This window comes from Corynebacterium sp. MSK041, from assembly GCF_030232265.1.
GTDB lineage: Bacteria > Actinomycetota > Actinomycetes > Mycobacteriales > Mycobacteriaceae > Corynebacterium.
In genome coordinates this window covers 1-24,094 of sequence record NZ_JASPJK010000007.1, presented here as the reverse complement: position 1 = coordinate 24,094, position 24,094 = coordinate 1, and the positions used below count along the sequence as shown (strand labels likewise).

Annotated in this window: 22 protein-coding genes; 10 read left to right on the top strand and 12 right to left on the bottom strand. The window is 63.4% G+C overall.

All coding sequences use genetic code 11. The features are described 5' to 3' along the window. Positions 1–8 precede the first annotated feature (8 nt). A complete protein-coding gene (locus QP968_RS06900; protein WP_284855687.1) occupies positions 9–1,931 on the top strand; it encodes a M13 family metallopeptidase in 1,923 nt (640 codons plus the stop codon). 38 nt (positions 1,932–1,969) lie between these two features. Next, positions 1,970–2,959 (top strand): alpha/beta hydrolase fold domain-containing protein, encoded by a 990-nt coding sequence (locus QP968_RS06895; RefSeq protein ID WP_502870038.1) that lies wholly within the window; start codon positions 1,970–1,972, stop codon positions 2,957–2,959. Positions 2,960–2,968: 9 nt separating this feature from the next. Here the strand turns inward: QP968_RS06895 and QP968_RS06890 are convergent, their stop codons facing one another. Genes QP968_RS06890 through QP968_RS06865 form a run of 6 tightly spaced genes read right to left on the bottom strand, consistent with a single transcriptional unit; the run spans position 2,969 to position 6,573 of the window. Beyond that, the gene (locus QP968_RS06890) at positions 2,969–3,784 is read right to left on the bottom strand and encodes a hypothetical protein (RefSeq protein WP_284855685.1); all 816 of its coding nucleotides are present in this window, start codon (positions 3,782–3,784) and stop codon (positions 2,969–2,971) included. A gap of 6 nt (positions 3,785–3,790) precedes the next feature. Continuing rightward, entirely contained in the window at positions 3,791–4,594 is an 804-nt protein-coding gene (locus QP968_RS06885; protein WP_284855684.1) for a VOC family protein, read from the bottom strand. A 3-nt stretch (positions 4,595–4,597) separates the two neighbouring features. Continuing rightward, the gene (locus tag QP968_RS06880; protein ID WP_284855683.1) at positions 4,598–4,855 is read right to left on the bottom strand and encodes an RNA-binding S4 domain-containing protein; all 258 of its coding nucleotides are present in this window, start codon (positions 4,853–4,855) and stop codon (positions 4,598–4,600) included. Further along, the gene (locus tag QP968_RS06875; protein WP_284855682.1) at positions 4,855–5,175 is read right to left on the bottom strand and encodes a heavy metal-binding domain-containing protein; all 321 of its coding nucleotides are present in this window, start codon (positions 5,173–5,175) and stop codon (positions 4,855–4,857) included. The genes QP968_RS06880 and QP968_RS06875 overlap by 1 nt, the downstream gene beginning before the upstream one ends. Next, positions 5,172–5,834, bottom strand: coding sequence for a LysE family translocator (locus QP968_RS06870; protein WP_284855681.1), 663 nt, complete (start codon positions 5,832–5,834; stop codon positions 5,172–5,174). Before QP968_RS06870 ends, QP968_RS06875 begins: the two co-directional genes overlap by 4 nt. A 13-nt stretch (positions 5,835–5,847) precedes the next feature. Continuing rightward, positions 5,848–6,573, bottom strand: coding sequence for an SDR family oxidoreductase (locus tag QP968_RS06865; RefSeq protein ID WP_284855679.1), 726 nt, complete (start codon positions 6,571–6,573; stop codon positions 5,848–5,850). A 284-nt stretch (positions 6,574–6,857) separates the two neighbouring features. Between QP968_RS06865 and QP968_RS06860 the strand changes: the two genes are divergently transcribed. Both QP968_RS06860 and QP968_RS06855 read left to right on the top strand, forming a co-directional pair. After that, complete coding sequence (locus QP968_RS06860) at positions 6,858–9,059, top strand: ATP-dependent RNA helicase (RefSeq protein WP_284855766.1); 2,202 nt, start codon at positions 6,858–6,860, stop codon at positions 9,057–9,059. Positions 9,060–9,101: 42 nt separating this feature from the next. Beyond that, on the top strand, positions 9,102–10,607 hold the full coding sequence (locus tag QP968_RS06855) for an amino acid permease (protein ID WP_284855678.1): 1,506 nt from the start codon (positions 9,102–9,104) through the stop codon (positions 10,605–10,607). A 39-nt stretch (positions 10,608–10,646) separates the two neighbouring features. Here the strand turns inward: QP968_RS06855 and QP968_RS06850 are convergent, their stop codons facing one another. Next, positions 10,647–11,387, bottom strand: coding sequence for a TSUP family transporter (locus tag QP968_RS06850; protein ID WP_284855677.1), 741 nt, complete (start codon positions 11,385–11,387; stop codon positions 10,647–10,649). Between the two features lie 16 nt (positions 11,388–11,403). Between QP968_RS06850 and QP968_RS06845 the strand changes: the two genes are divergently transcribed. Further along, positions 11,404–12,462: an AbrB family transcriptional regulator gene (locus tag QP968_RS06845; protein ID WP_502870925.1), complete on the top strand. Its 1,059-nt coding sequence runs from the start codon at positions 11,404–11,406 to the stop codon at positions 12,460–12,462. Between the two features lie 9 nt (positions 12,463–12,471). Here QP968_RS06845 and QP968_RS06840 read toward each other — a convergent pair whose 3' ends face one another. After that, a complete protein-coding gene (locus QP968_RS06840) occupies positions 12,472–14,127 on the bottom strand; it encodes a DUF885 domain-containing protein (RefSeq protein WP_284855675.1) in 1,656 nt (551 codons plus the stop codon). A gap of 44 nt (positions 14,128–14,171) precedes the next feature. Between QP968_RS06840 and QP968_RS06835 the strand changes: the two genes are divergently transcribed. Continuing rightward, entirely contained in the window at positions 14,172–14,909 is a 738-nt protein-coding gene (locus QP968_RS06835) for an NAD-dependent deacylase (protein WP_284855674.1), read from the top strand. A gap of 21 nt (positions 14,910–14,930) precedes the next feature. Beyond that, a complete protein-coding gene (locus QP968_RS06830) occupies positions 14,931–15,986 on the top strand; it encodes an ROK family protein (RefSeq protein WP_284855672.1) in 1,056 nt (351 codons plus the stop codon). Here QP968_RS06830 and QP968_RS06825 read toward each other — a convergent pair. From QP968_RS06825 to amn, 3 genes are read right to left on the bottom strand one after another with little or no spacing between them, the layout of a single operon-like run. Then, positions 15,942–16,466 (bottom strand): gamma carbonic anhydrase family protein, encoded by a 525-nt coding sequence (locus tag QP968_RS06825; protein WP_284855671.1) that lies wholly within the window; start codon positions 16,464–16,466, stop codon positions 15,942–15,944. The two genes, QP968_RS06830 and QP968_RS06825, sit on opposite strands and share 45 nt — an antisense overlap. A gap of 5 nt (positions 16,467–16,471) precedes the next feature. Next, a complete protein-coding gene (locus QP968_RS06820; RefSeq protein ID WP_284855670.1) occupies positions 16,472–17,671 on the bottom strand; it encodes a glycosyltransferase 87 family protein in 1,200 nt (399 codons plus the stop codon). A gap of 30 nt (positions 17,672–17,701) precedes the next feature. Beyond that, entirely contained in the window at positions 17,702–19,111 is a 1,410-nt protein-coding gene (gene amn, locus QP968_RS06815) for an AMP nucleosidase (RefSeq protein ID WP_284855669.1), read from the bottom strand. 27 nt (positions 19,112–19,138) lie between these two features. Here amn and QP968_RS06810 point away from each other — a divergent pair, with 27 nt between their 5' ends. The 3 genes from QP968_RS06810 (at position 19,139) to QP968_RS06800 (ending at position 22,807) form a co-directional block, all read left to right on the top strand. Further along, positions 19,139–19,936, top strand: coding sequence for a serine hydrolase (locus QP968_RS06810; RefSeq protein WP_284855667.1), 798 nt, complete (start codon positions 19,139–19,141; stop codon positions 19,934–19,936). After that, positions 19,929–21,227, top strand: coding sequence for a M20/M25/M40 family metallo-hydrolase (locus QP968_RS06805; protein WP_284855666.1), 1,299 nt, complete (start codon positions 19,929–19,931; stop codon positions 21,225–21,227). Before QP968_RS06810 ends, QP968_RS06805 begins: the two co-directional genes overlap by 8 nt. Positions 21,228–21,301: 74 nt before the next feature. Then, positions 21,302–22,807, top strand: coding sequence for a succinic semialdehyde dehydrogenase (locus tag QP968_RS06800; RefSeq protein WP_284855664.1), 1,506 nt, complete (start codon positions 21,302–21,304; stop codon positions 22,805–22,807). 95 nt (positions 22,808–22,902) lie between these two features. On the opposite strand, the gene QP968_RS06795 is transcribed toward QP968_RS06800, so the two are convergent. Beyond that, positions 22,903–23,823 carry an IS3 family transposase gene (locus QP968_RS06795; RefSeq protein WP_102724254.1) on the bottom strand — a complete coding sequence of 307 codons (921 nt, stop codon included), beginning with the start codon at positions 23,821–23,823 and terminating at the stop codon, positions 22,903–22,905. Positions 23,824–24,094 lie beyond the last annotated feature (271 nt).

Here is a 24,094-nt window from a genome sequence, read left to right as displayed (position 1 = left end):
AGAACAGTATGAAAGACCTCTACCAAACCGTCAACGGCCCGTGGCTGGACAGTCACGTCATCCCGTCTGACCGCGGTGTGGATGGCACCTTCCACGCGCTGCGGGACAAGGCGGAAGAAGACGTCCACGCCCTCTTAGAAAACGGCACGGACCGTGGCAGTGACCTGTACGCCTCCTTCATGGACACCGACGAGATCAACATCGCGGGAATGAGCCCCATCGAGGAGGATCTCACGCTTATCGACGTCTCCTCCCCCACCGAGCTCGCCGCCGCCTTCGGCGCGCTGGATCGCACCGGTGTTGGTGCGCCGTTGTCCTTCTGGGTGGAGAAGGATTCCCTCGGGGACACCGCGGTGCCTTACCTCATCCAGTCGGGCCTGGGCCTGCCGGATGAGGCGTACTACCGTGAGCCCGCCCACGCTGAGACGCTCGCCGCCTACCGCGCGCACGTGGAGCGGATGCTCGGTTTCCTCGACGCAGACCGCCTCTTTGGTGCCAGTCCGGCCGATGCCGCGTCGCGCATCGTTGACCTTGAGGCGCAGATCGCCAGCCACCACTGGGACGTCGTCGCCTCGCGCGATTCGCTGAAAACCTACAACCCGACCACGCTCGGTGAACTCCCCGACATCATCCAGACTCTCCTCACAGCCTCCGGTTTGCCGGAGGGGAGGGTGATTGTGATGATGCCGTCCTTCGTGGAAAAGCTTGCAGAGCTGCTTATCAGCGTCCCGCTGACCGATTGGAAACTCTGGGCCACCTGGGCCATTCTGCGTTCCCGCGCGGGCGTGCTGACGGAGGATGTGGGTGCGGCGAATTTCGAGTTCTATGGCACCGTGCTCTCCGGCGCGACGGAGCAGCGTGACCGCTGGAAGCGTGGCGTGGCGCTAGCGGAATCCCTCGTGGGTGAGGACCTGGGCAAGGCGTACGTGGACAAGCACTTCCCGGCTGACTCCAAGGCGCAGATGCTCGAGCTCGTGGACTACCTCGTGGATGCCTATGAGCAGCGCATTTCCACCCTGCCGTGGATGTCACCGGAGACGCGCGAGCGCGCACTGGAGAAGCTGCGCCTGTTCGACGCGAAGATCGGCTACCCCGACACCTGGCGTTCCTATGAGGGCCTTGAGTTTTCCCGCGAAGGCGGTGACCTGGTGGCCAACGTGCGCGCGGGTGCTGCTTTTGAGCATGACTACCAGGTGTCCAAGGTGGGCAAACCGGCGGACCGCAACGAGTGGGTGGCCACCCCGCAAACCGTCAACGCCTTCTACAATCCGGTGGTCAATGACATCACTTTCCCGGCCGCGATCCTGCAGCCGCCATTCTTCGACCCGGCAGCGGATGCGGCGGAGAACTTCGGTGCCATCGGCGCTGTTATCGGCCATGAGATCGGACATGGCTTCGACGATCAGGGCTCGCGTTACGACGGCCACGGGAACCTCAACTCCTGGTGGACCGACGAGGACCGCACCCGGTTTGAGGAGCTCACCGCCAAGCTGGTCAAGCAGTATGACGGCCTAGTGCCCACCGTGCTGGAAGGCCGCGGCGAATCCCGTGGTGTCAATGGTGAGTTCACGCTGGGTGAGAACATCGGTGACCTGGGTGGGCTGGGCATCGCTGTGATCGCGTACAAGAACTACCTCGCTGAGCAGGGCCTGGACCCGCGCGGCCCGGTGCAGACCTTCCACGCCCCCGGCGCGACCGCGGAGGTCGACGGCCAGGAATTTGACGGCCTGCAGCGCCTCTTCCTCGCCTGGGCACGGGTGTGGCGCACCGCCATCCGCCCGGAGATGGCCGCACAGTACCTGGCCATTGACCCGCACTCGCCGGCGGAGTTCCGCTGCAACATCGTGGCGGGCAACATCGCCGAGTTCTATGAGGCGTTCCCATCGGCTGAAGCCCTCGTGCCTGAGGCTGACAGGGTGGTGATCTGGTAGCCATGAACACCCCCGACTACCGCGCCAGCCAAGAGCGCATGCGCCACATCCCGGAACCGGCCCCACCGGTAGAAGACCTCCCGGCGGGCCCCTCCAACACCGCCTACCCCCTCAATGACCAAGGCAATGAAGACTTCAATGTCGGCGGCGTGGAACGCACTCTGCCGCCCGAGGAGCAGCTGGAGCAGCTAGTCAGCTACATGGATGCCACCTACCCGGTGCCCGACTTCACCCCGCCGTGGAAGGGCGGCAGCGGCGATCCTGGTGATGCGGACCGCTACGTGGCTAACCTGCCAGACCGCATCACCCACGCCGCGATGCTCATGCTGGGCTCCGGCTTGGACCACACGATGCCGGGCGTGGCCTACGGCATGAACATCCGCACCACCCGCGAACTGCCGGCCTTGTCTGATCTGCCGGATCTGCCCGGCCAGGTGGACATCCCGGCGCGCATCTTCGTGCCCACTGCCCCCACCGGCCGGTGGGCGGTGTCCCTCCACTCCGGTGGCTGGTGGCGCGGATCCGGGCAAGCTCTGGAATTGCAGTGGCGCCCGGAAGTAGCTGCAGCGGCAGAACTGTCCGGTACCACTATCCTGGACCTGGACCACCCGCTGGCCCCCGAAGCGGACCTGGACGAAATCCTGGACAGTGTGCGCAAGGCCATCGGCTACGTGCGCGCCCAGGAACCCGCCTCGGTGACACTGTGGGGTTACAGCTCCGGTGGCGCGTTAGCGGCGCTGGCTGCCGCGGACGTTGACGCCCTCGTGCTCACCTTCCCCGACCTGGACTCCGTGGCTAATCTGCCTGAGGATCTGCGTGGGGGCCACACCGTGCCCTTCCCCACCGAGTGGCCGAAGACCCTTCTTCAGATCGCCCTCAAAGACGAAATCGCTGCCCGTCCGGACATCTCCGACGCCAGCGACACCGTGCAGGTGGCGGAATACCACTCCACCCACCGCATTGCTACCCCAGCGGAGAACCGCCGGCGGGTGCGGGACATCGCGGAATTCCTCCGCAGTGTGGATTAGCAGGGTGGACTAGCGGCTCGCGCCCACGGGCCTCAGCGTGGGCACCGGGCGCTTCTGGCCGCGAGGGCCCAGCCACCACGGCATCTCCCCTGCGGCACCAGTGGTACCAGCAACCTGCCCGGCGCGCCCGAAGACGCGACGGCTCTGTTCCGTCTGGTCGATCCACTCCAGGACGTCCTCGGTGTGGTCGTCCACATCCCCGTATGTCATGGCTGCCACGGCGAAATCCCGGCCGAAAGACACGGACGCCACCGCACCTGAACGGTCATCGGACCAGCCGAATTTGGTACCGATGACCCCGTTCAACCGATCCGTCCCAAAGTCCTGCGCGAACCCATCCTCCGCATACAGCGTGTGGTTGGCCATCGCGCGGATCATGGGTTCGGCCACCGGGTCATCTTTGACCAGGTTGATGAATTTGGCCATGTCGTACGGGGATGTGGACGACCGCCCCCAGTAGCCGGCGCTCACCGTGGAGGTGAGACCAAACTCCTTAGCTACCTCATCAATCGCCTTCGGGTACTTGCGGTCCAACTCCACCGCCAGGCCATCAGAGGAGGCACGGACCATCCGCCACACCTTGCCCTTGTCCTCCGTTTTCCCGTTGTGGAGGATCCAGTAGCCGAGGTACAGCTTGGCCAAGGACAATGCCGGGCGGGGGTCTTTGGCGCCGGGGCTGCCGCTCCAGCGACCACCATCGTGGTACACGGCCATGTCGGTGCGCTCGCCAGGATCACCCGGCAGCACGTCAAGAGCCACTGCTGGTGCTGGCACCAACGCCACCAACAAACACGCGGCCACCGCCGCCACACGTTTCACCCGCATGGTTTTCTACAGGTGCAGGATGGACTCGGCTTCGTCGAGAGTTTCCTCATCCACAGGCTCATCGACCTCACACAGCGTGACCACCGCGCCGTTGGGATCAGCCACGGTGAGCAGCAGACCGAAGGGGGAATTCTCCGGGCCACGCAGGATCTCCCCACCGAATTCCTGCACCTTCATGCGCGCTTCCGCAATGTTGGTCACGCCCAGGTAGGAGCTCCAAAAACTGGGCACGTCCGCCGGAATCTGCCCGGAGGCATCCCACATACCCGCAAACGCAGCACCATCCTGCATGATCAGCAGGTAGCCCTCATTTTCCACAATGTCCCAGCTAAAAAGCTCGCCATAAAAGTCAGCGACAGCGCGCACATTGCTTGTCGACGCATACTCGAACCACACCGGCGTCCCCGGCTCCCCCGCCGCCACGAACGCCTCTTCCCCCGCCGGCTGGAACAACCCGAACCAGCCGCCGGCAACATCCGCGCACAACGCCATGGTTCCCAGGGATACCTCCATCGGCTCAGAGAGCACGCGCCCACCGAGTTCTGCCACCCGCGCGGAATCCCGGGCGATGTCGGTGGTGTAGAAGTACGTCATCCACGTATCCGGCATGGAGTCCTGTTCCACCATGCCCGCCACCGGCATCCCCTGCAGGCGGGCAACGCGGTAATCACTGGCAGGGCCATCAGCGTCACCGGCGTCCCCCATCTCCCACCCAAAAATGCGGGAGTAGAAGTAGGAGGACTTCCGTGCCTCCGTCGTTGCCAATTCAATCCAGTAGGGCATTCCCGGCTGGGCTTCAAAAGCAGGCATGGTTTAGGGGTTCCTCCGTTCAACAGAGCGTTCTTCAGGGCTAATACCATCGGCCACGATGGTCACCGAGTCGCCGGTGGAGGGGACGGAGACGACGTCGCCGTCGATAAGCGATTGGCCCCGCGATGAGGCGGGCTCACCATTGACATAGATGAGGCCGTCGGCGATGACTTCCTTGGCGTGACCACCGGATTCCACCAGGTTCACGAGTTTCAGAAACTGGCCGAGCTTAATGCTCCCGCCGCTGATCTCAACCTCCATTAACCCAGCCTGACAGCGGTGCCGGTAGCGGCGACGAGCATCATCGAGCCGTCCGCGCCCATCGGCGAGTAGTCCAACTCAACGCTGACCACGGCATCCGCGCCGATCTGGCGGGCGCGCTCCCACAGCTCATTGAGCGCACTGTCGCGGGCGCCGACAAGCTCCGCCTCCCACGAGCTTGCACGGCCACCAACCAAGTTGCGGAAACCCGCGCCAATATCCTTAAACATGTTCATGCCGGTGATGGTTTCACCGCCGACGATGCGCATGTACTCAACAATCGTGCGACCTTCAACGGTCGGAGTAGTGGTAAGAATCATGCCCCTAACACTACTTGGAAAGCGCCGACAAGCATCCACACGGCCAACGCCACAAAGACAAGGCCCGTGACCAGGTCCACCACGTGCCCCCAGCGCGCCAAAAAGCTAGCCAGCTTATCCACGAGCACCGCAAACCCCACAAACCACCCAAACCCAATGACCACCAGCGTGATCAGGATGAGCAGCATCCACTCCCACCCCATGCCCGGGGTGATGAACTGGGCGAACACGGCGCCGAAGAACAGGACCGCCTTGGGGTTAGACAGGTTGGTGTACACCCCGATGCGCAGGGCTTGGGCGGTGGTGAGTTCTTTGCTGTTTGCGTGCGCGGTGGCCTGTTCGGTGCCCGGTTCGGCGACCTGGAGTTTCCGCGCTGAAAGGCCGGCACGTATGGCCCCCACCCCCATGAAGAGCAGGTAGATGCCGCCGACGAGCTGCAGCACCGCCAGCACCTCTGGCACCGCCTTGATCAGGGCGCTCAGGCCCAGAAGCGACGCCGCGATCCAGACGGTATTGCCCAGCATGATGCCCACGGCGCAGGCCACACCGACCGCGCGGGACTTAGTACCCAGGCGGATGATCTGCACCAGGTCCGGGCCAAGACTGGCGATGGCGGCAACCCAAATGCCCACCAGCGCCACGTATGTGGAAATGGTCATGGTCGAGCTGGGCCTAGCGCTCGGCCTGGTCTGTCGGCATGATGTTCATCGTGTCGATGTTCACGTGCTTCGGCAGCGACGCCACCCACCGGATCGCCTCCGCGATGTCCTCGGCGGTGAGGTTGAGTTTGCCCTCATAGACTGCCGCCGCACGTTCGGCATCACCGCCGAAGCGGTTGATGGAGAAGTCCGTTTTCACCCGGCCCGGGTCAATTTCGGTGATGCGGATGGGCGTGGACTCCTCTTCACGCCTAAAAGCACGCGTGATGGCACGCAACCCGAACTTGGCCGCGTTGTATCCGCTGCCGCCCGGGTAGGCGTCCCACCCGGCCATGGAACCGACGTTGACCACCAGGCCCTCCGCCGCCACGAGCTGCAGGTACAGCGCCTTGATCATGCGCATCGTGCCCATGACGTTGGTCTGGTACATCCAGTCCCAGTCCTCCGGGTTCGCATCACGCAGGTAGTCGAGGCCTCGCGCGCCGCCCGCGTTATTGACCAGCAGGTCAACCCGGTCAAGCCGGGCCGCGAGCTCATCCACGCTGGTCTGATCTGTCACGTCCAACTCCACGCCCACGCCACCGATCTCGGCGGCGATACGCTCGCACTCCTCCGCGCGGCGGGCGGCGACGTAGACGGTCCAGCCGTCGGCGGCCAGGGCTCGGGCCGTGGCCTCCCCAATCCCGGCGGAGCCGCCGGTGACTACTGCGATCTTGTTCTCAGCCTTATTCTCAGCCATGCAGCTGAGTCTATCCCTCGGGAGCTAGCCCGCTTTCTCTTCGCCGAATTCGTCGAGTTTGTCGGCATACAGATCCCGCCGGAAACGAGTAGGTGTCGTCGATATCTGGCTGGTAATGAAATGTGTACGTGTTGATGAGCATGTTTTCCCCCTTCGTTTTTCACCCTAAAAGCACGCGCGCGGCGACGTAAAGGGAAAATTATCCACTCTTGTGTGCATGTAGATTTGTCTGCGTGTCACACTTCGATCTCGCCGTCATCGGGGCGGGCCTACCGGTCGCGGGTATGGTGGATTCGCTGCCCGCGTGTGGCCCCGTCGTGGTCGAAGCACCGCCGGGAACAGGTAAAACAACGCTCGTGCCGCCCGCGATCAGCAACCTCGTGCACGGCACCACACTCGTTGTCGCCCCACGCCGGGTTGCGGTTCGCGCGGCTGCACGTCGCCTTTCGCTTCTCGACGCCTCCCCCTTAGGCACCCGCATCGGCTACTCCATCCGCGGCGAACACAAAGACGGCTCACTGGTGGAGTTTCTCACCCCGGGCGTGCTGCTCAACCGGCTACTCAAGGACCCGGAACTGACTGGTGTGGGTGCGGTAGTGATCGACGAAGTCCACGAGCGCCAGCTGGACACCGATCTGGTCTTGGCCATGCTGATGGAGGTGGCCTACCTGCGCGATGACCTCTACCTGGCCGCCATGTCTGCCACCTTGGATGCCCTAGCGTTGGCCGACCACATGGGTGCGCAGGTGGTGTCCACGGAGTCCGTCATCCACCCCCTGGATGTGAGCTACCACCCGCACCCAGGCCGCGCGGAGGGCACCCGGGAGTTCTACGAGCACGTGGCGCGCCTGGCGGGTGGTGCTCCCCCTTCTGAGCGCACCCTTGTCTTCGTGCCCGGCGTGCGCGAAGTGGAGCTGGTGTGTAGCCACCTGCCGGATGCCGCACCATTGCACGGCCGGTTGAGCTCCCGCGAACAGGACGCGGCGCTGGATGGGGATGCCCCCGTGGTGGTGGCCACCGCAATTGCCGAGTCCTCCATCACCGTCCCCGGTGTCCGCCGCGTGGTAGATGCCGGCTTATCCCGCGTGCCCCGGCGTGACGCCAGCCGCGCGATGACGGGCCTGGTCACCGTTTCCGCCGCCGCTACCAGCGCCGACCAGCGCGCCGGGCGTGCCGGGCGCTTGGGTCCCGGCACGGTGCTGCGGGCGTATTCCCAGTCGGACTACCAGCACTTCGCCGCCGACATCGCCGCGGAAATCACCACCGCGGATCTCACCTCCGCAGCACTGACGATGGCGGCGTGGGGGTCCCCAGATCTGCCACTGCTCACCCCGCCACCGGCCGCAGCGTTGGACGCAGCGCACGCGACCTTGCGTGCGCTGGGGGCGTTGGATGCTTCTAACACCATCACCGCCCACGGTCGCCGCCTAGCTGCCCTGCCAATGGACCCCCGCCTGGGCACCGCGCTGCTGCGCCATGGCTCGGGTGCTGCGGACTCTGTTGCGGCTCTCACGGAAGGGCTCAGCGGGGATCTCAGCCGGGCGCGGGCACCGAGGCGCGTGGTGGAGAGGCTGGCAAGGCTCGTGGATAGATCCGCCCCCGTCCCCGCCGGTGACGTCGTGGCCACAGCCTTCCCCGAATGGGTGGCCAAACGCCTCGACGACCGCGAATACCTCCTTGCCAGCGGCACCCGCGCCACCCTGGACAGCAGCATCACACCCACCGAATGGATCGCCGCCGCTGAAGTTCAACTCACCCGCAGCGGCGCCATCATCCGCGCTGCCGCACCCATCGGCCTGCCCACGGACCGCATCGAAGAAAAGACAACAGCCTCACTCGTTGACGGCAAAGTTCGCACCCGCCGCACCACCGCCATCGGTGCTATCGAACTGACCTCCACGCCCGTCACCCTCAACCCCGCCGACGCCGCCGAGGCCCTGGCGGGCATCACCTTCGACCAATTCCCACTGTCTGAGAAAGCCCACGTCCTCAAGCACCGCCTTGACTTCCTCCACGCCCAACACGGCGAGCCTTGGCCCGACGTCACCCAGGGCGACTACACCCCCGAAATCCAGCAGCTGGCCAACGGCACGCCACTCAAAAACCTGGACATGTACGTCGCGCTGACCCGCCAGCTGCCCTGGCCCGAAGCAGCAAGGATGGATGAACTAGCCCCCGAAAAACTCGCCGTGCCCTCCGGCTCCCACCCGCGCATCGACTACTCCACCGGGCGGCCCATCGTGCGGGTGAAGTTGCAAGAGTGTTTTGGGATGGTGGGGGGTGCGTCGATAAGCAATATGCCCGTACTTTTCCACCTCCTCTCCCCCGCGGGGCGCGAACTCGCGGTGACCGACGACCTGGAGAGTTTCTGGAACGGCCCCTACGCCGAGGTGCGCAAAGAGATGCGCGGCCGCTACCCCAAACACCCCTGGCCCGAAGACCCCTGGACCGCGCAGGCCACCGCGCGCACTAAAAACCGCATGTGAACCTTTTAAAAAATTGGTGGCCACCCAGTATGTTTAAGCGTTATGACTAACGCCCACAGCGCCCCCAGCGCGCCAAGTGCTGCAAGCCGCGCGAACACAGTGACCATCTGGACGCTGGTCTCCCTGATCATCGGCTCCACCGTCGGTTCCGGCATCTTCGCTTTGCCGCAAAATATTGCGTCGGTGGCTAGCCCCGGCGCGATGCTCATCGGCTGGGTCATCGCCGGTGTGGGCATGCTGTCCATTGCGTTCGTGTTCCAGATCCTCGCGCGGCGCAAGCCGAACCTGGATTCCGGCGTGTACTCCTACGTGCGCGCGGGCTTGGGTGATTTCATCGGGTTCACCGCTGGTTGGGGCTACTGGCTGGGTTCCGTTATGGCGCAGGTGGGTTACGCCACCTTGTTCTTTGGCACTGCGGGGCACTACCTGCCCTTCTTCAATGAGGAGAACCCGTGGATCGTGGCCTTGGCGGTGTCGGCCCTGACTTGGGCCATTTTCTTCGCGCTTACCCGCGGCGTGAAACAGGCGGCGGTGATGAACCTGGTCACCACGATTGCGAAGTTGGTGCCAATCCTCGCGTTCATTGTGCTCATCGCCTTCGTGGGCTTCAGCTGGGACAAGTTCACCCTGGACTTCTGGGGCGCGGACTCCGGCATCCCGCTGCAGGAGCAGATCCAGGGCATCATGCTGTTCACGGTGTGGGTGTTCATTGGTATTGAGGGTGCCTCCGTGTACTCCAAGCAGGCACGTTCCCGTAAGGATATTGGCCGCGCGACGGTCATCGGCTTCCTGTCGGTGCTCGCGCTGCTCGTTGCCGTGTCCACGCTCTCCTATGGTGTGCTCACCCGCGAAGAGCTCGCCGCGCTGCCGTCCAACTCCATGGGCGCCGTGCTGGAAGCCGCCGTCGGCCCGTGGGGTGGCGCGCTGATCTCCATCGGCCTATGCCTGTCCGTGCTGGGCGCGTATATCTCCTGGCAGATGCTGTGCGCAGAACCCATCGTGATGATGGCCAGCGACAACCTGCTGCCCAACAAGCTCGCCCAGAAGAACGCGAACGGCGCACCGTTCATGGCCCAGTTGCTGTCCACCAGTGTGGTGCAGTTCTTCGTCATCGTCTTCTTCGCCAACGAGACGTCCTACAACGCCATGGTGCAGCTGGCCACCATCATGTACCTGTTGCCGTACATCTTCTCGTCGCTGTACCTCGTGCTCCTCGCCGTCCGCGGCAAGGGCCTGTCACACCCCCACGCCGGAACGCGTTTCGACGACTCCGGCCCCACCGTCTCCACCCCCGACAACCGCCGCCACCTAGTCATCGGCATTATCGGTTTCATCTACTCACTGTGGCTCATCTACGCGGCGGACCTGGTGTACGTCCTCTTCGGCGCTTTGGCTGTGATCCCGGGCCTCATCGCCTACGTGTGGACCCGCCTGGCGCAGCGCGAGAAGCCCTTCAACACCTTCGAATGGGCCGTGGTCCTCGTGGTTGTGGTGGGCTCGATCTTTGCCGTCGTGGGACTGCTGAACGGCTCCTTGTCACTCGATTAAAAATCGAGCGACAAGCACACATCCGGCACCAAGGCAAGCTTAAAGGTCGAGCGCCAGGTAGACCGTCAGTACGACCACCAGGGTGAGCATGGCATAGCGCACTAGCTTCGCCCCGCCACCGAGCACCGTCCGGGCGCCGATCTGCGCGCCCACAATATTTGCCGCTGCCAGGGACAATGCTAAAGCCCAATCAACATATCCGGCCGCGATGAACACGCCGAGGGCGCCTAAGTTCGTGGCCGTGTTCACCACCTTCGCCATCGCGGCGGACTGCAGGAAGTTCTGCGCGAACAGCGCCGTGAACCCCATGATGAGGAACATGCCGGTGCCGGGGCCAAACGTCCCGTCATAAAACCCGATGGCCGCCACTAGGCATACCCCGCCGGCGAGTCGAGCGCGCGTGACCACCGGCTCAGACTCAGCCGTGCCGAACTCCGGTTTAAACGCCACGAAGATCCCTACGGCGACGAGCAGGATGAGGATGAGGGGGCGGATGAGGGCGTCGCTAATAAGCGATGCGATGAGCGCACCACCCGCAGACAACACACCCGCAATGAGAGCGTAAGCCCAGGTGCGGCGGGGCACACCCACGCGACGGACCATCGTGAAGGCTGCCGACGCCGTGCCTGAGACCGACGCCACCTTATTCGTCGCCAGAACCGCCGCCCCCGGCAACGGCGTACCCGCCATCAGCACCGGGATGAGGATGAGGCCGCCACCCCCAATCACCGCATCCACCCAACCGGCAAGCGCAGCGGCGGCGAGCAATAGGGCAATCATGGAAGCCCACGCTACTATGCCAAACGTGGAACAACGCAGCCGATGGATGATCGTGGCACCCGTGTCGGTACTGCTTGGATACGCGTTGACCCTGCTCCATGTGCCGGCAGCCTGGATTCTGGCTGGGATCATCGTCTCCGGCGCCTCCGCCCTGGGCACCGGGCGAGAACTGAAGCTCAACGCCACCTTCTACCAGTTCTGCCGTGGCATCATCGGCGTCCTCGCCGCACTACCCCTGGCGGGGGTGCCAGTGGGGGAACTCGCGCGCTACCTCGTGCCGGGCCTCGTGTCCGCGGCCGTGATCGTGGGCATCGGCTTTGTTGGCGGGCTTCTGCTTGCCCGCTACTCCACCAAACGAGGCGAAGGCGTCAGCCGCGAAACTGGTGTGCTGTCCATGCTCTCCGGCGGGTCCTCCATCATGCCAGCGCTAGCCACTGAACTCGGCGCCAACATGCGCTACGTCGCGCTCACTCAATACCTGCGGCTATTAGCGGTATCCATGACACTGCCACTCGTCGCATCCTTCCTACCCACACCAGGAAGCAACCACGCCGCGGGCATTGAAGTGACCTGGTGGATGTGGCTGCTGGTCATCGCCGTGGCCATGGTCGGCAAACCGATCGCCTCCTGGTGCCACCTCCCCGCACCGGCGGTTTTTGGGCCGCTGATCCTCACAGCGATTATCGCCAGTCTCCTCCCCATCCCCCTCGCCCCGCCCGAACCACTCGCCATCATGGCTTTCCTGTCCATCGGCTGGGCCTGCGGTGGGGGGCTCAGCGTGCCTGCTTTGAAGCACTTTGCCAGCCTGCTGCCCGCCACCATCACCTTCATCATCGTGGTCATGGGGGCCTGTGCCGGCACCGGATGGGGCGTGGCCAAGTGGTTGGGTATCACCTACTTCGAGGGCTACCTAGCCACCAGCCCCGGCGCGATTGAAACGGTGCTGGCGCTGTCTGCCGAAGGCGGTGGGGGTCCAGCGGTGGTCGCGTTGCAGCTGATTCGGCTCATCTGCATCGTGGTGTTCGCAGCAGCCTTGCCCACGATCCTGCACCGCATGGACAAACGCCGCGACTAAAAGCCGATGCTAGGCGTCCAAGATCTGGTGCGCCAACATGTCCATCGGCATGGACCCCAAACGCAGGGCCTTGTCATGGAACTCGCGCAGGGTCATGCCGCGGTCGCGGGCCTTGGAGCGCAGGTCCATCCAATCGCGATACCCCAAGGCATAGGAGGTGGCCTGGGCGGGCCAGCCCATGTAGCGGTCGATCTCAAAGGTGAGGTTCTGCTCATTCATCGCGGTGTTCTCCCGCAGGAAAGCCTTGGCGTAGGGGGCGTCCCAGTAGCCGGAGCCGTCCGGGGTCTTCTTCTGCAGGTGCACACCGATGTCCACGGCCACGCGCGCCATGCGCAAACGCAGGGAGTCGAGGAGGCCCATGCGGTAGGCGGGGTCGTCGAAAAGCCCCAGCTCACCCATGAGGGCCTCGGCGTATACGGCCCACCCTTCGCCGTGCGCGGCGTTCCAATTGATGGCGCGGCGCCACAAGTTGAGGGTGTCGCGCTGCGTCATGGCGATGCCTTGCTGCACGTGATGGCCGGGCACACCTTCATGGCAAATGCGCGCCAGCTCATGCCACGTGTGGAATGCGTCTTGGCCCTCCGGCACAGACCAGCACAGCAGACCAGGGCGCGTGAGATCCTCCGACGGCGGGGTGTACAGCATGCCGCCCGTGCCAGTCTCCTCCACGCGACATTCCAGCGTGCGGATCTCCTCCGGCAGAGTGAACATCGTGCCGTCCAGCTTCTCAATCAGCTGGTCCGTGGTCCGCTGCATCCATTCCACCAGCGCATGGCGGTCCGTGATCGTGTAATTCGGGTCCGCGTCCAGGCGCTTGCAGGCGCTGCGGGGTGTGCATTCGTCGTAAAGCTCGCGCGCTAAAGCTTGCTGCTTATCGACGACCCCCCTCAACTCCTCCAACGCCCACTCATACGCATCATCCAAATCCACCGAACGGCCGAGGAAGAACTCCGAAAACAGCTCGTAGCGCTCCCTGCCTACCGCATCCTCGTGGTGGGCCAACGGCGCAAGCTCAGTGGAGAGCCAATCCGCCATCTCACTGAACGCGTCCTTCGCCTCAGCGACGGACTCCGCATCAGCGACAAGCCCCAAAGTTTCCAGGACGGAGCCGTGCTCCCCCAGCGCCTCACACTGGCTGATCACCGCATTAATCTGGCGCTGCGTCGCCACATCACCATGACTGGCCGCCTCCGCCAAAGACTCCCGGTAGCCCGCCAACGACGTCCGCACCGCAAACAACCGGGACGTGAGGTTATCCAGGTCCTCCTGCGTCTCCTTCGGCATCACCGTCAAACAGTTACGGATCACCTGCACCGGGGACGTCACGTTATTGAGCATCCGCAGATCCTCACCACTGTGGTGCAGATCCAACTCCACCGCCATGCGGTCACGCAGGATGGCGCCGGTGACGTAATCCACGGAATCAAAATCATCATCATCGTCCGACGAATCCGTCCCGTCATTCAGGGCATCCACGTCCGCGATCAGATCCCTGATCCGATCCGCCAACGCACCCCAATGCTCCGGGGAGAAATCCTGCAACTGGTCGTCATACCCGTCGATGCCCAAGGTGGTAGCCAAGGTGGGCGAAAGCTCCGCAAGGTCATACACAAAGTCCTCGCAGGTGGCATCAAGCAGGGACGGCTGCCGCTCCGGTGAACACATAAAAGAAGAGTGTACCGATGATCCGCCCCATTAGAGTGAGGCCCATGACCGCATCAGACCGTGCCCTTGATCACGCCCGCGAACTCGTAGCCACCGCCCGCCGCGTCGAAGTGTTCACCGGCGCCGGCATAAGCGCCGACTCCGGCCTGGCCACCTACCGCGACGCCGTCACCGGCATCTGGGAAAACGTGGACCCCACCGCAATGGCGTCCATCGACGCCTGGGCCAAAGACCCCGACACCATGTGGGCCTGGTATCGCTGGCGCGCCCACCTCGCCAGCCAGGCGGAGCCCAACGCGGGGCACCTGGCACTGGCGAAATGGGCCACGTATACCCCCCTAACCGTGACCACGCAGAACATCGACGACCTCCACGAGCGTGCCGGTTCCCGCGACGTGGTGCACCTGCATGGCTCGCTTTTCCATTACCGCTGTGCGGTGTGTGGGCGGCCGTATAAGGGGGACGTGGAAAAGCCTGCGCCTCCGCAGTGCCCGCTGTGTGGCAACCTCGTCCGGCCTGGCGTCGTCTGGTTCAGCGAGCCCCTCCCCGCGCGCGAATGGGAGGAGGCGGAACGGCGCATGCGGGAGGCTGACCTCGTGGTCATTGTGGGCACATCTGGCGTGGTCTACCCCGCCGCCGGACTCCCCCGTCTTGCCCACGAACAAGGCACCCCCATCATCGAGGTCACACCCATGGAAACCGACCTCACGCCGCTTGCCACCGTCACACTTCTGGACACCGCCGCGAACGCCCTCCCCGCACTGATAGCAGACCTTGACTAGGTAGGCCGTAATATATTCGCTATGAAGACCCAGTGGTCCGCCTTCTCGCGCCCGCACAACCCGACGGCAAAATGCCTTCACCTCGTGCGGCTCAACCAGGTGACCTCCCGCAGTGAGCTCGTCACCGCAACCGGCCTCTCACAGCCCACCGTCACTCGGGCCATCGCCGCACTCATGAGGGCCGGGTACGTCACCGAGCGCACCGACCTCACCCGCTCCCAGGGCCGCGGTCGCCCCATCATCCCGCTAGAGCTGACAGACACGCCCGCCATCCACGCCGGCATCGCCGTGGGTACTGGTTCCACCTACATCGCGCTCTTTGACATCAAAGGCCGCACCATCCGCGACTCCGAACTGGACATCCACGTCGCCGATATGAGCCAGGACGACTTCATCCAGCACATCATGGCTGGGCTCAACCGCCTCATGGCGGACTTGGGGCGCCCGCTGGCCACGGTGGGGGTGACCACGTCCGGTAGTGTCAGCCCCGACGGCGTGGTCAACGCGCCGAACCTGGGGTGGACAGATGCGCCGTTCGGCTCCGAGATGCGAGAGCAGTTCTCGGTGCCCGTGCAGGTGACGTCGGCGGTGTCCGCGATCATCGGTTCAGAGATCCAGTCCGCACTGACGGTGGATGGTGCGCCGATGATGGCCCTGTTCGCGGACGATTCCATCGGTGCGGCCGTCACTCAGGACAAGGGAGTGCTGCCCATCGCGGTTGACCGGCCGGATCTGACCACCCGTGGGGTGCTCGGCGGCCAGGCGCTGGTTGAGGCGGTTAAGGCGGCGTCGGGGGATGCGTCGTTACGCAAAAAGCTTGATGCGCGCGCGCAGAAACTTGGCGAGCTCGCCGCAGAGCTCATGAAAGAGCACTCGACTCCCGCGTTGGTTGTCGCAGGTTCCGCGCTTATCGACGACCCCTTGGCCCCCTCCCTCTTCGCCCGCTCCGTCCGCTCCGCCCTGCCGAACGCGTCCCTGCGGATGATTCCCACGCACCGCGAAATGGTGCGCGATATTGCCCGGGCTGTGGCCCTAGACCTGGTACTCCGTGAGCCCCTCGCGGTGGCGACGCCCTAGGTCCACGTACTTCGCTGCGTGGGTGATCAGCCCGGCGCGCTCCTCTGCGCTGAGTTCGCGGCGGACTTTGGCGGGAACGCCGGCTGCGAGGGAGCCGTCCGGGATGTCGTGACCTTCAAGGACCACTGCCCCACCCCCAATGATGCAGCCTGCGCCGATGGTGGAGTACGCGAGGACTGTGGCACCCATGCCGATGAGGGTGCCGTTGCCGATGCGCTCCCCATGGGCCATGGCGAGGTGGCCGATGGTCACGTCCTCCCCGATGACGTTCTCCGTGTCCGTTTGGACGTGGATGACGCTGCCGTCCTGGACATTGCTGCGGGCGCCGATGTGGATGGCGCCGACGTCCCCACGAATGACCACGCCAGGGAAGATCGCCGCGTCCGGGCCGATGGTGACGTTGCCGATGATCGTGGCTTCCTTCGCCACAAACGCCGTCGGGTGAATAACCGGGTGCGCACCTTCGAAGCTGTAGAGCATGCGCCCTAGCGTAGCCGGATGCGCGCGATCTGGGCGTAGATAATGTAGCCAATGATCAGCGCCAGACCTGTGTATACGTACAGTGAGGAGCGCAGCTGGCCCACGATGGGTTCGATGTTCACCGCCGAGAACGGCACCATCACGAGGAACAAGGCGAGGCAGGACACTAACCCCGCGAGCTGCGCCGGCATGACGCGCGCCGCGGCACGATTCACACCGACGAGGATGGCCACGCCCAGCGGAACAATCCATACCCAGTGGTGGTACCAAGAAAACGGTGAAACAAGGCACGCACCCAACCCCACGAAGCCAACCGCCAGGGGCAGGTTATCGCGCTGCACCGCCAGCCACGCAGCCCACGCCACCAGTGCCACGGTGACAAGGGCCAGCACCAGCCACACCGCACCGGACTCAATGCCGAAGTCGCGCACCAACACCGACTTGATGGACTGCGCTCCCGGATTCGAGTGGTCACCGACGCGGTCGGAGGAGAACATGGCGTCCGTCCAGAAGGCCTTCGCGTCCGGCACCGCAAGCCACCCCACGACGACGGTGACAAGGAACGTGACAATACTCCCGAGCGCCGCCACCCACCGTCGCTGCACCAAAAACAGCAGCCCGAAAAACGCCGGTGTCAGCTTGATCCCGGCAGCCAAACCCACCCCGATACCGGGCAGCCGGTACTTGCCGGTCAGGAAATCCAAACACACCAACACCATGAGCAGGATGTTTACCTGGCCCCAGAACAGGGTGGCGTGCATCGGCTCCGTACCCAGAAGGAAGAAAGCGGCCAAAGCAGGAAGGATGACGGCAAACACCGGCGTCATCTTCACCCCCAGCCGCACGAAGCATAACCACAGCACCAGCAGGGTCCCCAGGATGGACATGGTGTGCCAGAGCACCGTCACCGTGATGTCATCGAGCACGCTCAAGAACGCGAACAGCAGCCCCGAAAACGGCGGGTAGGTAAACGGCAGGTCAAAAATAAGGAACCCGCTGTACAGGTCCTCTCCCGCGATGACACGCTCCCCGCCACGCAGGTAAATCCACAGGTCAAGGGGGATGTCTGTTTTGAAGACACTGTTGTACTCTTCAAAATTCGCCCAGTACCGGTACACAAACACCACGAGCGCAACAAGCAGCGCACCCGCCACCGTTGCCTGACCTGCGAATTGTTTTACACTGCGCTTCTCACCGGTTTCCACAGTGAAAAAGATACCCCCTGGATGGGCAAATCAGCGGAAGGGAACCTCGCCTTGTGTGCGACGTAACTTTCGTGTCCGCAACCGCTCCGGATTTTTAGCCAACTTCTCCATCGTCCGCACGGCACACATCACGTGCGCCTCCTTCGAATTGGAGTAGAAGGCCTGCGCCGCCGCCGGCAACTTCGGCACCGCATGCAACGGCAGATCCGACACCGCCAACAACGTCCCATACGGCACGCGGTAGCGGTAGCCATTCGCCGCGATGGTGGAGGACTCCATGTCCACCGCCACCGCCGTCGACCCCCGCAGCCACGCCCACAGGTCGCGCGGGGTCTGCCACTCCCAGTTGCGGTCATCCGTGGACAGCACCGTGCCCGTGCGCATGAGGGACTGCTCCTCATCCCCATAGACCCGCTTGACGGTCTTCTCCAGCGTCCGCTGAATCTCTGGGATCGCCGGGATGGGCAGCTCCCGCTCAATATGGTTGTTCAGCACGTGGTCGCGCCGCTCATAGGCGTTGCCCAGGATGAGGTCCCCGATCCGCATGCGGGCGTCCAGGCCAGCGCAGTGCCCGATCATGATCCAGCACTCGGGGCGGAGCACCGCCAAACAGTCCGTGATGGTCTTCGCGTTGGACGGCCCCACGCCAATGTTGATCATGGTGACGCCGGAATTGTTCTCCGCCACCAGGTCGTAGCGTGGCATCTGGTAGCTGGAGGTCACGTCAGCAGCCATCTCGTCCACGGACGCAACGTCAGCGGGCGTGATACGTCGCCCATTTGGCAGCAGCAGGGCGGTGTACCGGGTTCCCTCCCGCGCGAGTTCGCTCAAGCCGAAGCGCACGAATTCGCGGGTGTGCATGTCGTAGTTGGTGAACAGGATGTAGCGCTGCACCGAGTCCACTTCGATGCCGGTGTAGTGCTCAATCCGTTCGCAAGCGATGTCGAAACGTTGGGGGCCGAAGTGGAAGAGGGGTTTTTCGGGGCCGTGGAAGGCGTCCCAGTCGGCGTCGATGATGGCATCGTGGACGTCGTCAAGCGTGGGGCGCGGGATGTCAGTGCGGCGTGCTTCGCTGACGGGGCCGTGGCCGCGGATGTATTCGGGCGGAATGCCCACGTCGGAGTAGCCGACCGAGATCTCGCACGGGTAGTTGGTGGCCAGGCATTCGAGCTGGTGGCGCAGGTAGGCCTCCATCATGTCGGGCCGCGAGATCACCGCTGAGTAGGTGCCGGCTTCGTCGACATAGCCGAAGGGTTGGGAGCGGTCGATGGGTTTCCATTCAGTGATGCGCACCGCGATTTTCGGGTACAGCACCTCGTTGTAGCGCGCATAGTCGCCGGTAGCGACGCATTCACGCGCGCGTGCACAGGACGCCGCATACAGCTCTTTTAGCTTATCGACGGCCTCACTCACACTTCCCACTACATCCAACTGCCCCATGCCGTCCAAGCCTATAAGATCCTCGGTGTGAAGAAGCAGTATGTGGCACTGGCGGGCGCCTTTGGGGTGCTCCTGGGCGGTTGCTCGCGGCTGGAGGAGTTGCCGTCGCCTGAGTTGAGACCGGTGTCTGCTGCTCCGGATGGACCACACCTGGAATTGGGCGACCTGGATAAGAAGGTGGCTGTGATTGAGAAGCAGCAGGGTGTCCAGGTGGGCGTGGCGCTTTTCGACGGCACACAGGACATCACCGCAGGTTCCGTGGGCGTCATGCCGGCGTGGTCCACCATCAAAGTGCCCATTGCGTTGGTGGCCCAAGAGCACTGCCCATATGGGGAGAGTGCGCTAGAGGGACTCACAGAGGCGGCCATCGAGTGGTCAGACAATGATGCCACCGATCAGCTGTGGGTCTGCATTGGTTCGGATGCGGAGGCGGGCCGACTGGTGTCAGAGGAGATCGCTAAGAGTGGTGTCACGGTCACCCCGGAGCCTGCATGGGGCACCACATCGTGGACTTTGCCTGGTCAGGCGCGGTACGGGTACCAGTTGGCGGAGGTGCCGGCGGATGACCCGGTGATCGTCGAAATGCGTAAAATTGTGGACGAACATCGCTACGGCCTAGGCCAACTGGATAATGTGCCATTCAAGGGCGGCTGGTCCGATGCACCCGACGGATCATGGCACACCCGCCAATTCGGCTTCATCACGGTTGGCCAGACCACGTACGGCATCGCCATCGCTGCCCGTTCCCTCGACGGCTCCGAGGAAGACTGCCAAGAGGCACTCACCCAGGTCGCCGACTATCTCAAGGAGGCAAAGGTTGACTGAACAAACCACCATTGATCTGCTACGCCAACTCATCCGCAACGCCTGCGTCAATGACCTCACCCCGGATTCCGGCCAGGAGGTACGCAACGCTGAGACCCTGGAAGAGTTCTTTGCCGGCACGGATGTGAAAGTACAGCGTTTTGAGCCGCACCCCGGTCGCGTGTCCGTCGCATTCACCGTCGAAGGGGCGGACCCTGAGGCGGAGCCGTTGACGTTGTTGGGGCATACGGATGTGGTGCCCGTGGATAAGCCAAAATGGACGAAGGATCCGTTCGGCGCGGAAATTGAGAACGGACGTATCTACGGGCGGGGCGCGATGGACATGCTGTTCATCACCGCGGCGATGGCGGCGGTCACGCGCGAAGTGGCGCAGTCGGCGCAGCGGCCGCGCGGCACCCTGACCTTCGTGGGCTGCGCTGATGAGGAGGCCCGCGGTGGACTCGGCGCCGGCTGGATCGCCGAACACGAGCCGGACGCGTTCAGCTGGCGCAACTGCCTCTCCGAGACCTCTGGGTCCCACCTGCCCGACGCTCTCGTTGTGGTCGTGGGTGAGAAGGGTGCGGCGCAACGGCGCATCACTATCCACGGCGACGCCGGCCACGGGTCTGCGCCATATGGGCGGGAGCTGACCGTGGGGCTGGTGGGCGAAGTTGCGCGTCGACTGGCTAGCATCGAGCCCCCTGTTGTCTCCGATGACCTGTGGCAAGGCTACGTCCGTGCCTTCCGCTTCGACCCCTCGACGGAGCAGCAGCTGCTCCGCGGGGAAAACTATGAGGCGCTTGGCCCTCTTGCCCGCTACTCCCACGCCATGAGCCACCTCACCGTGGCGCCGACCGTGATCCGTGCCGGTGGAGCCATCAACGTGCTGCCGTCGAACGCGTACGTTGAACTGGACATCCGTCCGCTGCCTGGGCAGACGCAGGAGGAAGTCGACGAGGTACTGCGGGAAGCGCTCGGCGATTTGGCGGACCGGGTGGAAATCGAGCACTTGATCACTGAAGACGCCACCGTATCCCCCGCCTCCGGGCCGCTGTACGAGGCGATCGTGGAAACCTTCGGGGAGTTCTTCCCCGGCGTGCCCGTCGTGCCGACGATTGCCGCCGGTGGTTCCGACCTCCGCTTCGGCCGCCGCAAAGGTGGAGTGGGCTACGGTTTTGCTCTGCACGCTGCTGGTCGTGGGTTCGGTGAAGTACTCGACCAACTGCACTCGCACGATGAATACGTTGAGATCGAAGATGTGGAACTGACCGCGAAGGCGTACCGCTCTTTGGTGCACAAGTTCGTGTTCTAATTCGCGTTCCAAGGCGAAAGTTTTCTCCCGAACCCCCTGCCCCGAAAGGCAGAAGTGCATTATCTTGGGGGACTATGACAACGCGCCTGCACAATGATTCTGACACGACCATCACAATCAAGAACCCTGCCGACGGCACCATCGTCGGCACCACGAACTACTACGGCGCTGAAACTGCCACGCAGATCGTGGAGCGCGCCCGCGCCAAGCAGCCCGAGTGGGCAGCCACCCCGGTCAAAGAGCGCAAGAAGATCATGCTGCGCTACCACGACCTGGTGCTCAAGCACCAGAACGAACTCCTGGACATCATCCAGGACGAGAACGGCAAGAACCGTCGCGCCGCCTTCGAAGAGGTGCTTGATAACGCGTTGACTGCCCGCCACTACGCCTACCGCGCGGAGAAACTCCTGTCGCCGGACCGCGCGAAGGTGGCATTGCCGATTGCCACCAAGACGCAGGTCCAGTACGCCCCCGTCGGCGTTGTAGGCATCATCGCCCCATGGAACTACCCGCTGGTGCTGGCCATTTCGGACGCCATCCCCGCGATCCTGGCCGGTAACACCGTGGTGCTGAAGCCGGACTCCAACACTCCGCTGACCTCGCTGCGCGCCGCTGAACTGCTCGCCGAAGCAGGTCTGCCCAAGGACGTCCTCACCGTCATCCCTGGCTCCGGCCGCGAAGTGGGCCAAGCTCTCGTGGAGCAAGTCGATTACCTCATGTTCACTGGTTCCTCCGCCACCGGTGCCAAACTCGCTGCCCAGGCCGGTGAACGCCTCATCGGTTTCTCCGGTGAGCTGGGTGGGAAGAATCCGTTGATTGTGACGGCGGATGTGGACGTCGACAAGGCTGTATCTGGCGTACGCCACGCATGCTTCTCCAACACGGGCCAGCTGTGCATCTCCATTGAGCGCATGTACGTCCACCGTGACGTGGCGGATCGGTTTATCCCGGCGTTCGTGCGGTGCGTGGAGAAGATGAAGATCGGCGCGGGCCACGACTGGGACATCGACATGGGCTCCCTCATCTCCGCAGACCACGCCGATACCGTCGCCGAATTCGTCGACGATGCCGTGGCTAAGGGCGCTACCGTCGCCACCGGTGGCAAGCGCCTGCCGAACATCGGGCCTAACTTCTACGCCCCGACCGTGCTGTTGAACGTCCCCGAGGACGCACGCCTGTACCGCGAAGAGGTGTTCGGTCCGGTGGTGTACATCGAGGTCGTCGACTCGCATGAGGAGGCAATCGCGAAGGCCAACGACACCGAGTACGGCCTGAACGCGTCCATCTTCGGCAAGAGCTCCACCGCGCAGGAGATCGCGCGTCACCTCGAAGCCGGCACCGTGAACATCAACGAGGGCTACTCCGCTGGTTGGTCCTCCATCGGCGCCCCCATGGGCGGCTGGAAGCGCTCCGGCGTAGGCCGCCGCCACGGTGACGGGGGCCTGCTCAAGTACACCGAGTCCCGCACCGTCGCCGAACAGCGCATCGTGCCCATCGGTGGCCCGGAAGGCCTGGCTCCCGAGAAATGGGCAGGCCTACTCACGGCCGCACTGAAGTACGGCCGCGACATCCTGCGCTAATGAACTCCCATACAGGAGTGTCATAGCTCCGTAGAGGTGGATGGTGTTGGATACCAGGTGCCCGCGTGGGCAGTGAAGTGCCCCGAGTTTTGTTCCTAGGCATTTGCCTTGATTTCTATTTTTGCTTGGGGCGGGTTCTGCTTCCAAAATTCGGTTTCCACCTCGACCGGGGTTCGGTATCCCAAGCTTTGGTGAAGCCTTGTCTCGTTCCACCATGACACCCACTCGAACGTCGCGATTTCTACCTCGACAACGTCATTCCACCTGCGGGTATGGATCAGCTCGTTCTTGTAGGATCCGTTGACGTTTTCAGCAAGAGCATTGTCGTAGGAGTCACCGACAGTTCCGGTGGAAGCTGTAATGCCGTGTTGGGTAAGTCGCTCGTTGTAGACCACGCTGACGTACTGCGATCCGTGATCCGAATGGTGAATGAGACCTGTTGTTTCCTCAGCACACACGATCGCCTGCTTGAGAGCTTGCAACGGCAGTGCTTCGGTGCGCATGGAATCTGATAACGCCCACCCAACGATCCGTCGAGAGTAAACGTCGGTGACAAACGCGGCGTACACAAAGCCTTTCTTCGTGCGCACATACGTAATGTCGGCCACCCACAGTTTATTCGGGCCCTGAGCTTTGAATTCACGCTCGACTAAGTCCGGGCGCAGATCAGGCACGTTAGCTTTTCGGGTTGTGATAGGTGATCCGCCTTTGCCTTTGCCAGAAACACCGGCCAAGCGCATCAGCCGGGCGGTTTGTTCACGCCCGATATCAATTCCGTCGCGGCGGAGAGCATGCCACATTTTCCGCACGCCGTAGACGCCGTAATTATCCCGATGAACAGTTCTAATGCGGTCGATCAGCACAGCATCGCGAAGGCGACGAGCACTTAATCCACGGGCCTTGGACTGGCGATAACCACGCGAGGTGATAAACCCACCAGCCCGGTTATTCTTCAACGTCTTACAAATGAACTCGACAGAGAAACGATTCCGGTATTTATCGATGAACCGGATCATTTCCGACGTTTCGGGTCGAGTTCCGACGCGAAAAAAGCCGAGGCAGCCTTCAGCAGCTCGTTAGTGTCGCGTAGCTCTTGATTTTCACGGCGTAGCCTCGCGTTTTCGGCGGCCAAGTCTTCAGGCACAGGTTCTGGGATGTTTCCCGCACGGCGGGCCTGCTGGGTCCATTGGCGAGCCGTGTGCCATGAAACTGAAGCGTCCTGGGTTTAGTTCCTACCTCTGCTAAGGAAGGATTGGCACTATGCCCAGAAAGTATTCCGTCGAATTC

Bases quoted from the DNA above. Each gene is read 5' to 3' on its own strand.
- QP968_RS06900 (WP_284855687.1), top strand. From the start codon at position 9: ATGAAAGACCTCTACCAAACCGTCAACGGCCCGTGGCTGGACAGTCAC.
- QP968_RS06895 (WP_502870038.1), top strand. From the start codon at position 1,970: ATGCGCCACATCCCGGAACCGGCCCCACCGGTAGAAGACCTCCCGGCG.
- QP968_RS06890 (WP_284855685.1), bottom strand. From the start codon at position 3,784: ATGCGGGTGAAACGTGTGGCGGCGGTGGCCGCGTGTTTGTTGGTGGCG.
- QP968_RS06885 (WP_284855684.1), bottom strand. From the start codon at position 4,594: ATGCCTGCTTTTGAAGCCCAGCCGGGAATGCCCTACTGGATTGAATTG.
- QP968_RS06880 (WP_284855683.1), bottom strand. From the start codon at position 4,855: ATGGAGGTTGAGATCAGCGGCGGGAGCATTAAGCTCGGCCAGTTTCTG.
- QP968_RS06875 (WP_284855682.1), bottom strand. From the start codon at position 5,175: ATGATTCTTACCACTACTCCGACCGTTGAAGGTCGCACGATTGTTGAG.
- QP968_RS06870 (WP_284855681.1), bottom strand. From the start codon at position 5,834: ATGACCATTTCCACATACGTGGCGCTGGTGGGCATTTGGGTTGCCGCC.
- QP968_RS06865 (WP_284855679.1), bottom strand. From the start codon at position 6,573: ATGGCTGAGAATAAGGCTGAGAACAAGATCGCAGTAGTCACCGGCGGC.
- QP968_RS06860 (WP_284855766.1), top strand. From the start codon at position 6,858: ATGGTGGATTCGCTGCCCGCGTGTGGCCCCGTCGTGGTCGAAGCACCG.
- QP968_RS06855 (WP_284855678.1), top strand. From the start codon at position 9,102: ATGACTAACGCCCACAGCGCCCCCAGCGCGCCAAGTGCTGCAAGCCGC.
- QP968_RS06850 (WP_284855677.1), bottom strand. From the start codon at position 11,387: ATGATTGCCCTATTGCTCGCCGCCGCTGCGCTTGCCGGTTGGGTGGAT.
- QP968_RS06845 (WP_502870925.1), top strand. From the start codon at position 11,404: ATGCCAAACGTGGAACAACGCAGCCGATGGATGATCGTGGCACCCGTG.
- QP968_RS06840 (WP_284855675.1), bottom strand. From the start codon at position 14,127: ATGTGTTCACCGGAGCGGCAGCCGTCCCTGCTTGATGCCACCTGCGAG.
- QP968_RS06835 (WP_284855674.1), top strand. From the start codon at position 14,172: ATGACCGCATCAGACCGTGCCCTTGATCACGCCCGCGAACTCGTAGCC.
- QP968_RS06830 (WP_284855672.1), top strand. From the start codon at position 14,931: ATGAAGACCCAGTGGTCCGCCTTCTCGCGCCCGCACAACCCGACGGCA.
- QP968_RS06825 (WP_284855671.1), bottom strand. From the start codon at position 16,466: ATGCTCTACAGCTTCGAAGGTGCGCACCCGGTTATTCACCCGACGGCG.
- amn (WP_284855669.1), bottom strand. From the start codon at position 19,111: ATGGGGCAGTTGGATGTAGTGGGAAGTGTGAGTGAGGCCGTCGATAAG.
- QP968_RS06800 (WP_284855664.1), top strand. From the start codon at position 21,302: ATGACAACGCGCCTGCACAATGATTCTGACACGACCATCACAATCAAG.
- QP968_RS06795 (WP_102724254.1), bottom strand. From the start codon at position 23,823: ATGATCCGGTTCATCGATAAATACCGGAATCGTTTCTCTGTCGAGTTC.